The 12,496-nt window shown below is 57.5% G+C and carries 11 protein-coding genes; 3 read left to right on the top strand and 8 right to left on the bottom strand.

The features are described 5' to 3' along the window. Window positions 1–5 precede the first annotated feature (5 nt). Window positions 6–2,090, top strand: coding sequence for a 4-alpha-glucanotransferase (gene malQ / locus C3F35_RS13485; protein WP_059307041.1), 2,085 nt, complete (start codon window positions 6–8; stop codon window positions 2,088–2,090). A gap of 70 nt (window positions 2,091–2,160) precedes the next feature. Here the strand turns inward: malQ and gntT are convergent, their stop codons facing one another. From gntT to gntX, 3 genes are all read right to left on the bottom strand, one after another. Then, window positions 2,161–3,477, bottom strand: a complete 1,317-nt coding sequence (gene gntT, locus C3F35_RS13490; RefSeq protein ID WP_032614841.1) for a gluconate transporter — start codon at window positions 3,475–3,477, stop codon at window positions 2,161–2,163. 300 nt (window positions 3,478–3,777) lie between these two features. Continuing rightward, on the bottom strand, window positions 3,778–4,353 hold the full coding sequence (gene nfuA / locus C3F35_RS13495) for a Fe-S biogenesis protein NfuA (RefSeq protein WP_032614840.1): 576 nt from the start codon (window positions 4,351–4,353) through the stop codon (window positions 3,778–3,780). A 58-nt stretch (window positions 4,354–4,411) separates the two neighbouring features. Next, a complete protein-coding gene (gene gntX / locus C3F35_RS13500) occupies window positions 4,412–5,095 on the bottom strand; it encodes a DNA utilization protein GntX (protein WP_077226852.1) in 684 nt (227 codons plus the stop codon). A gap of 36 nt (window positions 5,096–5,131) precedes the next feature. Here gntX and bioH point away from each other — a divergent pair, with 36 nt between their 5' ends. Then, window positions 5,132–5,905: a pimeloyl-ACP methyl ester esterase BioH gene (gene bioH, locus C3F35_RS13505; protein ID WP_077226853.1), complete on the top strand. Its 774-nt coding sequence runs from the start codon at window positions 5,132–5,134 to the stop codon at window positions 5,903–5,905. Between the two features lie 112 nt (window positions 5,906–6,017). Beyond that, window positions 6,018–6,287 carry a YdgH/BhsA/McbA-like domain containing protein gene (locus C3F35_RS13510; RefSeq protein ID WP_032614834.1) on the top strand — a complete coding sequence of 90 codons (270 nt, stop codon included), beginning with the start codon at window positions 6,018–6,020 and terminating at the stop codon, window positions 6,285–6,287. Window positions 6,288–6,327: 40 nt separating this feature from the next. Here the strand turns inward: C3F35_RS13510 and feoC are convergent, their stop codons facing one another. The 5 genes from feoC to greB form a co-directional block, all read right to left on the bottom strand. Continuing rightward, window positions 6,328–6,564, bottom strand: coding sequence for a [Fe-S]-dependent transcriptional repressor FeoC (gene feoC / locus C3F35_RS13515; protein WP_059307044.1), 237 nt, complete (start codon window positions 6,562–6,564; stop codon window positions 6,328–6,330). An 8-nt stretch (window positions 6,565–6,572) separates the two neighbouring features. Further along, the gene (gene feoB / locus C3F35_RS13520) at window positions 6,573–8,891 is read right to left on the bottom strand and encodes a Fe(2+) transporter permease subunit FeoB (RefSeq protein WP_103793253.1); all 2,319 of its coding nucleotides are present in this window, start codon (window positions 8,889–8,891) and stop codon (window positions 6,573–6,575) included. Between the two features lie 30 nt (window positions 8,892–8,921). Continuing rightward, a complete protein-coding gene (gene feoA / locus C3F35_RS13525) occupies window positions 8,922–9,149 on the bottom strand; it encodes a ferrous iron transporter A (RefSeq protein WP_032614828.1) in 228 nt (75 codons plus the stop codon). Window positions 9,150–9,435: 286 nt separating this feature from the next. Beyond that, a complete protein-coding gene (locus tag C3F35_RS13530; protein WP_059307046.1) occupies window positions 9,436–11,760 on the bottom strand; it encodes a Tex family protein in 2,325 nt (774 codons plus the stop codon). A 101-nt stretch (window positions 11,761–11,861) separates the two neighbouring features. Further along, window positions 11,862–12,335, bottom strand: a complete 474-nt coding sequence (gene greB, locus C3F35_RS13535; protein WP_032614824.1) for a transcription elongation factor GreB — start codon at window positions 12,333–12,335, stop codon at window positions 11,862–11,864. Window positions 12,336–12,496 lie beyond the last annotated feature (161 nt).

A 12,496-nucleotide genomic window follows, 5' to 3' on the forward strand; every position in this document is an offset into this window, starting at 1 on the left:
GCGCGATGGAAAGTAAACGTCTCGATAATGCCGCCCTGGCGGCGGGGATCAGCCCCAGCTATATCAATGCTCATGGTAAACCGCAGTCTATTGGTGCTGAGACCAAGAGGCGTTTGCTGGATGCTATGCATAAAGCCAAACCCGTCGCGAAAGCGGCGGTTACCGCCGTCCCGAACGTGATGGTCTATACCGCGGGCAAAAAAATGCCGCTGATGATTGAAGGCAGCGGCGACTTTAGCTGGCTGCTGACGACCGAAGAGGGGCATCAGCATAAAGGCCACGCGACGGGCGGCAAAAATCTCAACCTGCCGGCAAAACTGCCGGAGGGTTATCACACCCTGACGCTGACACAGGACGATCACCGCTGGCACTGCCGGGTGATTGTGGCGCCAAAACGCTGCTACGAGCCGCAGGCGCTGAAAGAGGGCAAGAAACTGTGGGGTGCCTGCGTGCAGCTCTATACGCTGCGCTCTGAGGCGAACTGGGGCATTGGCGACTTCGGCGATCTGAAAAAGATGCTCACCGACGTCGGCAAGCGCGGTGGGGCCTTTATCGGCCTCAACCCGATCCATGCCCTCTATCCGGCGAACCCGGAGAGCGCCAGCCCGTACAGCCCGTCATCCCGTCGCTGGCTGAACGTGATTTATATCGACGTAAACGCCGTTGAGGATTTCCGTAACAGCGCCGAGGCGCAAGCCTGGTGGAAGATGGACACTACCCGGCAGACGCTGCAACGCGCCCGGGATGCCGAGTGGGTCGATTATGCTTCCGTCACCGCGCTGAAAATGGCTGCGCTGCGCATGGCGTGGAAAGATTTTGCAAAGCGTGACGACGAACAGATGGCGGCCTTCCGGGAGTTTGTTGCCCGGGAAGGGGAGAGCCTTTACTGGCAGGCGGCCTTTGATGCGCTGCACGCATATCAGGTGAAAGAGGACGAAATGCGCTGGGGCTGGCCGGTATGGCCCGAGCAGTACCAGTCCGTTGATTCCCCGGCGGTAAAAGCGTTTTGCGAAGAGCACACCGACGAGGTCGATTTCTACCTCTGGCTGCAGTGGCTGGCCTACAGTCAGTTTGCCGCCTGCTGGCAGGAGAGTCAGGGCTACGACATGCCGATTGGCCTGTATCGTGACCTGGCGGTGGGTGTCGCCGAGGGCGGGGCAGAGACCTGGTGCGATCGCGAGCTTTACTGCCTGAAAGCCTCCGTCGGCGCGCCACCGGATATCCTTGGCCCGCTGGGTCAGAACTGGGGTCTGCCGCCGATGGACCCGCACGTGATCGCTGCCCGCGCCTATGAGCCGTTTATCGAGCTGCTGCGCGCCAACATGCAGAACTGCGGCGCGCTGCGTATCGACCACGTGATGTCGGTCCTGCGCCTGTGGTGGATCCCTTACGGTGAGACCGCCGACCACGGGGCCTACGTCCATTATCCGGTAGACGATTTACTCTCCATCCTTGCGCTGGAAAGTAAGCGTCATAACTGCATGGTGATCGGGGAAGATCTCGGCACCGTTCCGGTTGAAATCGTCAGCAAGCTGCGTGACAGCGGCGTTTACTCTTACAAAGTGCTCTATTTTGAAAACGACCTTGAGAAGAACTTCCGCGCGCCGGAGGCGTATCCAGAACAATCAATGGCAGTCGCGACGACGCATGACCTTCCTACGCTTCGTGGCTGGTGGGACAGCGGGGACCTTACCCTTGGTAAGACGCTGGGGCTATACCCTGACGAGGTAATGCTGCGCGGGCTGTATCAGGATCGTGAGCTGTCGAAGCAGGGGCTGCTGGATGCGTTGCACGAGCACGGTTGCCTGCCGAAACGCACCGGGCACAAGGCGTCGTTGATGTCGATGACCCCAACGCTGAACCGCGGTCTGCAACGTTACATTGCCGACAGCAACAGCGCGCTGTTGGGGTTGCAGCCGGAAGACTGGCTGGATATGCCGGAGCCGGTTAACATCCCGGGCACCAGCTATCAGTACAAGAACTGGCGTCGCAAGCTGTCTACGTCTCTTGAGGCGATGTTTGCCGATGACGGGGTGAATAAGCTGATTAAAGACCTGGATAAGCGGCGAAAAGCGGCAGCCAGGAAGTAATAAAAAAACCCGCCGGATGGCGGGTTTTTTATTACCGGGTAAGCGTAGCTGCCACCCGGTAATTGCTATATCAAACAACCATACCCAACAGCAGACACCCAATCAGCCCGCAGACGGAGATGATGGTTTCCAGCATCGACCAGGATTTGATGGTCTCACCGATGGTCAGGTTGAAGTACTCCTTGAACAACCAGAAGCCCGGGTCGTTTACGTGAGAGAAGATCACGCTACCGGAACCCACTGCAATAACCATCAGCTCAGGGCTGACGCCTGTGGTGGCAATCAGTGGGGCAACGATGCCGCCTGCGGTGATAGCCGCAACGGTTGCGGAACCCAGGGCGATACGCAGCACCGCCGCGATAGACCACGCCATCAGGATTGGAGAGATGTTGGTGTCATGCATCATGGAGGCGATGTACTTGTCCACGCCGCTATCAACCAGAACCTGTTTGAACGCACCGCCACCACCGATGATCAGCAGCATCATGGCAATGATTTTGATCGAGGAGGTCAGGGTATCGTTAATCTGATCCATGGAACGGCCACGGTTCAGACCGAAGGTGAACAGCGCAATCAGGACCGCAATCAGCGTCGCCATGACCGGATCGCCGAGGAACTCAGCCACGCCGAGCACCGGATGGCCTTTCGGCAGAACCATTTCACAGACGGCACGCAGGGCCATCAGCACCACCGGCACCAGAGAGGTCCAGACGCTGACGGCAAAGCTTGGCATTTCTGCTTCGGTGAAGGTTTTTGCGCTGTACAGACCTTCCGGGATTGGCTTGTCGATACCTTTCAGGCAACGTGCAAAGACCGGACCGGCCAGAATAACGGTTGGGATCGCCAGGATAGTACCAAACAGCAGGGTTTTACCCATATCAGCATGGAAGATGGTGGCGATAGCGGTCGGGCCAGGGTGCGGCGGCAGGAAGCCGTGCGTCACGGACAGCGCAGCGGCCATTGGCACGCCCACATACAGCAGCGGGATGCTGGCAGAGGCAGCGATGGTGAAGACCAGCGGCAGCATCAGCACAAAGCCCACTTCGTAGAACAGCGCAAAACCTACGGTAAAGCCGGTTAAAACGACCGCCCACTGGATGTGCTGCTTACCAAATTTGGCAATCAGCGTGGTTGCGATGCGCTGTGCGCCACCGCAGTCGGCCAGCATTTTGCCCAGCATGGCCCCGAAGCCCATGATCAGCGCGAGGCTACCGAGCGTACCGCCCACACCCGCTTTAATGGAGCTGATTACTTTTACCAGCGGCATACCTTGCATCAGGCCGACGGCAAGGGCCACCAGCACAAGGGCGATAAAACCGTTCATTTTGAAACGGATCATCAGGAGGAGTAACAGAACGACACCGATAGCGACGATGACTAATGGCATGATTTTCTGGCCTTTAAAATTGTTATGGGTAACGTCATTGTTTCAACGACATATTCATGTTGCCCCAACTGGGAACAGCGTACTGATGGCACTAAGACAGGCCGCCTTCTAAATCATTAAGCGTAGTCGGTCGACGTAAAGGTGCTTAAGTGCCCACGGGAATGATACGGGTAACATGTGCGGGTTGAGAATCACCCCAGCGGTCAAAATGTGAATTATGAGACGCAGGTCATGTTATGAGAGGGGAAAGCGGGGGAGAGGCCCGGTAAGCGTAGCGCCACCGGGCAAGCAGACGGGCAATCAGTAGTAGGAGTGTTCGCCGCGCTGGTGTTCGGTGAGATCGCGTACGCCTTTCAGCTCCGGGAACTCGTTCAGCAGCTGCTTCTCGATCCCTTCTTTCAGGGTAACGTCTACCATGGAACAGCCGTTACAGCCGCCGCCGAATTGCAGAATGGCCAGACCGTCTTCGGTGATCTCCATCAGGGAGACGCGACCACCGTGGCCCGCCAGCTGCGGGTTGATCTGGGACTGCAGCAGGTACTCAACGCGCTCCATCAGCGGGGCATCGTCGGTGACTTTGCGCATTTTGGCGTTTGGCGCTTTCAGGGTTAACTGTGAACCCAGCTGGTCGGTAACAAAATCAATTTCCGCATCTTCCAGATACGGGGCGCTCAGCTCATCGACATAAGCGGTGAGTTGCTCAAATTTCAGGGCGGTGTCAGTTGCTTCCACAGCATCCGGTGGGCAATAAGAGACGCCGCATTCTGCATTCGGGGTGCCCGGGTTGATCACGAATACACGGATCTGGGTCCCTTCTTCCTGATTTGCCAGCAGTTTGGCAAAGTGCGCTTGTGCAGCATCGGAAATACGGATCATAGCATTGGCCTAATAGTTGACTAAAATACCTGGTTATAATACGCCCAACCTGAGGGCGCTACAAGGTTCGACACAGACACCATACCTGAACCGACGCCGCGCCGCTTCGCAAAAGCAGGCGGGAGAGTTCTGCGACGGTAGCGCCTGTTGTCACGACATCATCCACCACAGCGATATGGCGTCCTGTGACCGGTAATTCAAGCGCAAAAGCGTGGTCCAGGTTACGTTTACGCATTCTGGCGCTGAGCTGATGCTGCGCCGGGGTGGCGCGGATCCGGCGAAGGGCCTCGGGCGCATAGCGGCAGTTTAGCCAGTGGGCCAGGGGACGACAGAGCAAATCGCTCTGGTTAAACCCGCGCCGCCATTGCCGCCGGGACCACAGCGGCACACAGACCAGCATATCCACGGCCGGTAACCCACGGCTGCGCCGGGCATGCAGCAGCGCCAGCAGTAGCAGCCTCGCCAGCGGTTTTGCCAGCTGGCTGCGACCCGAAAACTTGAGTTGATGTACCAGCTGACTCACGGGCGGCGTATAGCCGCACACCGCCACCAGCGCCTGCCAGGGCGGTGGTTTACGCAGGCAGCGCCCGCAGGGCAGGCGAGGGTGGATTGCCGGTAAGCCACACTGTGGGCAACCCACTGCACGCCGCGCAATCCCCTTTTCGCATACGGAACAGATCCCCCAGTGGCTGAGCGCAAGCGGCATCCGGCATAGCCAGCACAAGCCGGGCACTGTTAGCATAGATAACCTCCTTGTGAAAAAAGAGAACAGTAATCGATGAATAACCTTTGGTGGCAGACCGTTGGGACAGGAAATTGCCATCTTGTGCTGCTGCACGGATGGGGGCTGAACGCGGAAGTATGGCGTTGCATCAGCGAGGAACTGGCCTCGCAATTTACGCTGCACCTGGTGGATCTGCCGGGCTTTGGCCGCAGCCGTGATTTTGGCGCGATGCCGCTGGCCGATATGGCGGAGCAGGTGCTGGCTCAGGCACCTGATAAGGCGATCTGGCTGGGCTGGAGCCTGGGCGGGCTGGTGGCAAGCCAGATCGCCCTGACGCACCCTGAGCGCGTGCAGGCGCTGGTCACCGTTGCGTCCTCCCCCTGTTTCAGCGCCCAGGCGGAGTGGCCGGGGATCAAATCCGAGGTGCTGGCCGGTTTCCAGCAGCAGTTAAGCAACGATTTCCAGCGCACGGTGGAGCGTTTCCTCGCCCTGCAGACCATGGGAACGGAAACCGCACGCCAGGACGCCCGGACGCTGAAGAGCACGGTGCTGTCATTGCCGATGCCGGAGGTTGAGGTGCTGAATGGTGGGCTGGAGATCCTCAAAACGGCCGATCTGCGGGAGCCGCTGGCGTCCCTGACGCTGCCGCATCTGCGTATTTATGGTTATCTCGACGGGCTGGTACCGCGCAAGATCGTGCCGTTGCTGGATGAGCAATGGCCGCAGAGCGAAGCCTTGATTGTTGCCAAAGCAGCCCATGCGCCCTTTATCTCTCACCCTAATGAGTTTTGCGCGGCGATAACGACCTTAAGTCAGCGTTTAGTCTGATTATTTTTATTCCCGCTGGAAAAAGTGACATACCGCAACAATACTTAATTTATCGTTGCGGTTATCCCGCCTTCGATAATCAAAACTACAATCCTCTTTGGGAGTCATGACTATGAAACTTGTTACAGGTATTGTTGCTTCTCTGGTTATTGGATCACTCTCTTTTGGCGTGATGGCGGCAGAAGAAATCCAGAAAGATAAAGTGAAAGAGATGAATTTGACGAAAGTTGGCGATATCTCTACCTCTGATACCACCGCGCCGATGGATGCGAGAAAAGAGCTTTCCAAGAAAGCAGATGAGATGGGCGGTAAGTACTATGTCGTCACCAGCGCTAACAAAGATCAGAAAGATATCCGCGCGACCGCAGAAGTCTTCAAATAATGAGACAAAGCCGGGCAGAGTTGCCCGGCTTTACTGACGATTAACGCAGCGCCCACCACTCCCTGAGGCAGGCTTTTCCTTCGGGGCAGCTTTTACAGCTGCCGGATAAGCAGCCGTCGGCATCCTCCTGGATACGCTTTGCTTTCCCCATCGCTTCCAGACGTTCAAGCATGGCCTCGATCATTGCCTGCGGCGTGCGCAGGATTTGGCTGAGCTGGGTAGCGTCCATTCTTCCCTGCAACGCCAGTAAATCACGTACCTCAATTAACGATGCCATGCCGCCTCCTAATGACAGTCGCGGGCCGGGCTGTCGCAGCAGGCCGCTGCGGTTCTGCCTTTCGCCAGCAGGTTGACGTCCACGCGGCTGCGCGCCCGGCGCAACAGGCCCATCACCACCACGTTAAACAGCACTACCGCCAGGATACAGATCAGGCTGTAGTGGGGATGCTGGCTAAAATTGACCGTCTGGTAGTACACCGTTGCCAGCGAGTAAGCGATATTCAGCCCCCACAGAACCGAGAATCCCATCCAGCCGCGGCTCGACTCGCGGGCAATGGCCCCCATCACCGAGATGCACGGAATGTAGAGCAGGACGAAGATCAGGTAGCTGTAGGCCGCCGAGGCGCTGCCAAACTTCTCGCTCATCACGCCCATGGCACCGGTTCCCATCTCCCCGTCGCCTTTGCTGGCTTCAATCGGGTTCGCCAGGACGCTCAGGCTGAACGTGTCTTTCAGGCTCTGCCAGGTGTCATCCACTGCGCTGAACAGTTCGTCCCCGAGATGGAAATCTGCCGGGTTAAACTCCTCTTCCTGAATATTTTCTGCGGTGTAGAGGGTGTTCAGCGTGCCGACCACCACCTCCTTCGCCATCGCGCCGGTAAACAGCCCGACGGTGGCCTGCCAGTTGTCTTCATGGACGCCAATCGGCTTGAACAGCGGCGTGATCACCCGGCTGACGGAGGCCAGCGCTGAGTCATTAATGTTATCCGCCGCCTGGCCGCTGAGCGTAAAGCTGTTCAGCGCGCTGAGGAAGATACTGACCACCACAATCACTTTACCTGCCCGCAGGACAAAGCCTTTCAGCCGCTGCCAGGTCTGGATCAGCAGGCTCTTCAGGTGTGGAACGTGGTAGACCGGCAGCTCCATGACGAACGGCGTGGCTTCACCGCGCATGATGGTGTGTTTGAGCATCAGGCCGGTGAGGATCGCCATCACGATGCCCAGCACATACAGTGAGAAGACCGCCAGCGCCCCCTCCTGGCCGAAGAAGGCCGCGGCAAACACTGCGAAGATCGCCAGCCGGGCACCGCAGGACATAAACGGCGCCATCATGATGGTCATCAGACGTTCGCGTGGCGCATCAAGGGTGCGGGCACCCATGACTGACGGCACGTTGCAGCCGAAGCCGACAATCAGCGGCACGAACGATTTACCCGGCAGACCGAGGGCCTGCATCAGACGATCCATGACGAAGGCCGCGCGGGCCATGTAGCCGGAGTCCTCAAGGAACGAGAGGAACAGATACATCATGCCGATTTGTGGCACCAGCGGCAGCACGGTGTTGATCCCGCCGCCCAGCCCCTGGGCCAGGAAAATGGTCAACCAATCCGGCAGGTGCAGGGTGTAGCCCAGCCACTGAATGCCGTGAATAAAGATTGCCACGGATCCGACATCAAACAGCGGCTGCAGTGCGCCGCCGATGTTGATGGCGAGCAGGAACATCACGTACATCACCAGCAGGAACACCGGCAGGCCGAGAAAACGGTTGAGGATCACGGAGTCCATCGCCCGGGTAAAGCGGCTTGGCTCGGCGGTGAGGGCGTTGCTGGCTACGTCGCAAATGGCGGCGATGCTCTGATAGCGGGCATCGGCAATGTGCAGGGCCGGGTCGTCCAGTTCATCGTTCAACCGCGCAAGGGAGGCATCCAGATACTGCGCGGCATTACCGGCATAGGCGCGGCTGTAGATATCGCCTTCCAGCATCTGCAGGCCGAGCCAGTGACGCTGTTTGAACGGCATGCTGTGCGCCATCTCCTGAGCAAGGATCCCGGCTTCCCGCAACAGCGGCTGGGCGTAGTGCACCAGCTCCACGTCGGTATTGCGGCTGTGGCGGTCAATCGCCAGCTTGAGCGCATCAATGCCGCGCGCGCGGGTGGAGACCAGCGGCACCACCGGGCAGCCCAGGCGGGCGGAGAGGGCATCGACGTCGATACGGATCTGCTGCTTTTCCGCAATATCGAGCATGTTCAGCGCCACCACGCAGGGGATACCCAGCTCCAGCAGCTGTAACGTCAGATAGAGGTTTCGCTCAAGGTTGGAGGCATCCACTACGTTGATCAGCAGGTCGGCGTCACCGCTCAGAATGTAGTGGCAGGCGATCTGCTCATCCAGCGAAGTCTGAGAGGAAATGGTAGTTAATGAGTAGGTGCCGGGCAGATCGACGAGGGTGACCTGATTATCAGTTGTCGCAAACTGGCCTTCTTTACGTTCGACCGTGACACCCGCCCAGTTACCCACTCGCTGACGCGCGCCGGTAAGCTGATTAAATAACGTGGTCTTGCCGGAATTCGGATTACCAATTAAGCCAATGGTTAATTTTTTCATTCTATTCGACTCGCTGCGGGAGCTGGCGTGTTATTGAGACAGGGCTTCTATTTCTATTAAGGCGAGATCTTTCTTACGCAGAACCAGATTCACACGTCGGGTTTCGATATGCACCGGATCGCCCAGAGGCGCAACGCGCACCACCTGGAAAGAGGAGCCGGGGAGCATTCCTAAAGAGAGCAGTTTTTGGCGATAGGCCGGGCTTATTTCGCGGGTGAAGCCGGTAATTTTCCACGCGCTGGCTGGAGTGAATTGCATAGTGCCTGCTTAACGAACGGTTAAATAATCAACAGGCACAATGGTAATGAGAATGGTTTCTGTCTTCAATATGAAATATGTGACGGAATGTAGCCAGGGCTATTAATTTGCGGGCTGATTGACCTTGCTCAATATTTACGGAAGAAGTGAAACGGGTATTTGTTAATAAACTGATGATGAATGGTTTTATATTTGCTGCTAATAGTAGTTATTAACGATCGAGAGGAATTTCCCCTCACCCCAGCCCTCTTTCAAAAGGAGAGGGTCAGGGTGAGGGAAAGGGTATTTAGCGTTTTTTACCCATCGCTGCCGCCAGCGCATCCATCATCGCGCTGTTACCGGATGGCTGTGCTTCACGCCCGCGCGGTTTCGCCGCAGGACGCTGCTGCTGACGCGCATCGCTGTTACCGCCGCCACGACGGGCGTTGGTCTCGCCAGGCTGCTCGTCCAGACGCATGGTCAGGGCGATACGCTTGCGCTGCAGATCCACTTCCAGCACTTTCACCTTCACGATATCACCGGCTTTCACCACGGTATGTGGGTCTTCCACGAACTTGTCGGCCAGGGAGGAGATATGGACCAGACCATCCTGATGCACGCCGATATCGACAAAGGCACCAAAGTTAGTGACGTTGGTGACTGCGCCTTCCAGCACCATGCCCGGCAACAGGTCGTTCATGGTTTCAACGCCATCGGCAAAGGTCGCGGTTTTAAACTCTGGACGCGGGTCGCGGCCTGGTTTCTCCAGCTCTTTGATGATGTCGGTTACTGTGGGCACACCAAACTGTTCGTCGGTGAAATCAACCGCTTTCAGGTTACGCAGTTCGCTGCTGTTGCCCATCAGCGTCTTCAATGCCTGCTGGGTCGCAGCCAGAATACGCTCGACAACTGGATAAGCTTCCGGGTGAACGGTAGAGGCATCCAGCGGGTTGTCGCCGTGGTTGATACGCAGGAAGCCCGCGCACTGTTCGAACGCTTTCGGCCCGAGACGGCTCACCTTCAGCAGCTGCTGGCGATTCTGGAACTGACCGTTTTCATCGCGCCAGGCGACGATATTCTGCGCCATCATTCGGGTTAAGCCCGCCACGCGAGTCAGCAGCGCGACGGAAGCGGTGTTCAGGTCAACGCCGACGGCGTTTACGCAGTCTTCCACCACCGCATCCAGCTTGCGCGCCAGCTGTGTCTGGCTGACGTCATGCTGGTACTGGCCCACGCCAATGGATTTCGGATCGATCTTCACCAGCTCGGCCAGCGGATCCTGCAGACGGCGGGCGATAGAGACCGCCCCGCGTAGGGAAACGTCCAGATCCGGGAACTCCTGCGCGGCCAGCTCGGACGCCGAGTACACCGACGCGCCCGCTTCGCTGACAATCACTTTTTGCGCCGTCACTTTCGGGAACTGCTTTTGCAGGTCGAGGAAGAAACGCTCGGTTTCACGTGAAGCGGTGCCGTTGCCGATCGCCACCAGCTCGACGTTGTGCTTCTCGCACAGTGCCGCCACCGCCACCGCGGCTTTTGCCGCCTGACCGGTATGCGGATAAATGGTGTCGGTCGCGACCAGCTTGCCGGTGCCATCCACCACGGCCACTTTCACGCCGGTACGCAGGCCCGGATCGAGACCCATTGTGGCGCGCAGGCCCGCCGGAGCGGCCATCAGCAGATCGTGCAGGTTACGGGCAAAGACGTTGATCGCTTCATCTTCGGCGCGCTCGCGCACGGTGCCCATCAGTTCGGTTTCAAGATGCATCAGCACCTTGATACGCCACGTCCAGCTCACGACCCCTTTGCGCCAGCTGTCTGCCGGGGCATTGTTCAGGCGCAGGCCGAGATGATCGATAATGATCTGCTCGCCGTGGCTCTCTTTCGGCGGCTCGTCGAACTGCGGGTCGGCATTCAGGGAAAGCTGCAACACACCTTCATTGCGGCCACGGAACATTGCCAGTGCGCGGTGAGAAGGGGTGGTTGAGATCGGCTCATGATGATCGAAGTAATCGCGGAATTTCGCCCCTTCTTCCTCTTTACCCGCCACTACAGTGGAGACGATATGGGCGTTCTTCCACAGATAATCACGGACTTTTGCCAGCAGCGCGGCGTCTTCGGCAAAGCGCTCCATCAGAATGTAGCGTGCGCCATCGAGGGCGGCTTTCGTGTCGGCCACGCCTTTATCGGCATCGATAAATTTCGCGGCTTCGGTTTCCGGGTCGTGGGACGGCGTCGTCCACAGCAGATCCGCCAGCGGCGCCAGGCCAGCTTCAATGGCGATCTGTCCGCGGGTGCGGCGTTTTTGTTTGTACGGCAGGTAGAGGTCTTCGAGCTCGGTTTTATTCAGGGTGCCGTTGATGGCTTTTGCCAGATCGTCGGTCAGCTTCCCCTGTTCACTGATGGATTTCAGGATCGCCTGACGCCTGTCTTCCAGTTCACGCAGATAGCCAAGGCGGGTTTCCAGGTTACGCAGCTGCGTATCATCCAGACCGCCAGTCACTTCCTTACGATAACGTGCGATAAACGGCACGGTGTTCCCTTCATCAAGCAGGCGAACGGCAGCTTCTACCTGTTCAGCCCTTGCCTGAAGTTCACCCGCAATAATGCGGCAGAGCGAATCTTTCATCATGGCTATTTCATCTTGTGGGTCGAAAAATCAGGGGATAGTTATACGGATTGAGGCGGCAAAATGCCAGCCGCCGCGCCAGGCTCTCGGATTGTTCTTGCGGGTTATTTCACATAGTCGATGGCATTCACATACCAGGTCGCTTCCCCGGCTGGGGTATGCACGATGGCCAGATCGCCGACCTCTTTTTTCAGCAGCGCCCGCGCCATTGGCGAGTCGATGGAGATGTAATCCTTACGACCAAAAATTTCATCGTAGCCGACGATACGAAAGCGCTTGAGATCGCCATCGTCGTTTTCGATCTCCACCCACGCGCCGAAGAAGACTTTGCCCTCCTGCTGCGGGGAGTAATCGACGATTTTCAGGTTCTCAAGGCATTTGGTCAGATACCGCACCCGGCGGTCGATTTCGCGTAGCCGTTTTTTGTTGTACTGGTAGTCGGCGTTTTCACTACGGTCACCCAGGCTCGCAGCCCAGGTCACTTTTTTCGTCACCTCCGGGCGCTCTTCCCGCCACAGCGTGTCCATCTCTTTCTTCAGATTTTCGTACCCTTCGCGGGTGATCAGGGGCGTTTTCATACTCTGGCCTTACGACTTAGGTTGCATACCTTGCGCACATTACGTATCACTTAGCTTATCAGACAAGATTAATAATGCGTTCTGTGACGGATTGTGCAGATAAGCTGCTGTAAAATATGCTTTGTAACAATTTCGACTAGAATTTATACCAGAATTAGCTG

Origin of the sequence: Leclercia sp. LSNIH3 (genome assembly GCF_002935105.1) — a bacterium.
Taxonomy (GTDB): Bacteria; Pseudomonadota; Gammaproteobacteria; order Enterobacterales; family Enterobacteriaceae; genus Enterobacter; species Enterobacter adecarboxylatus.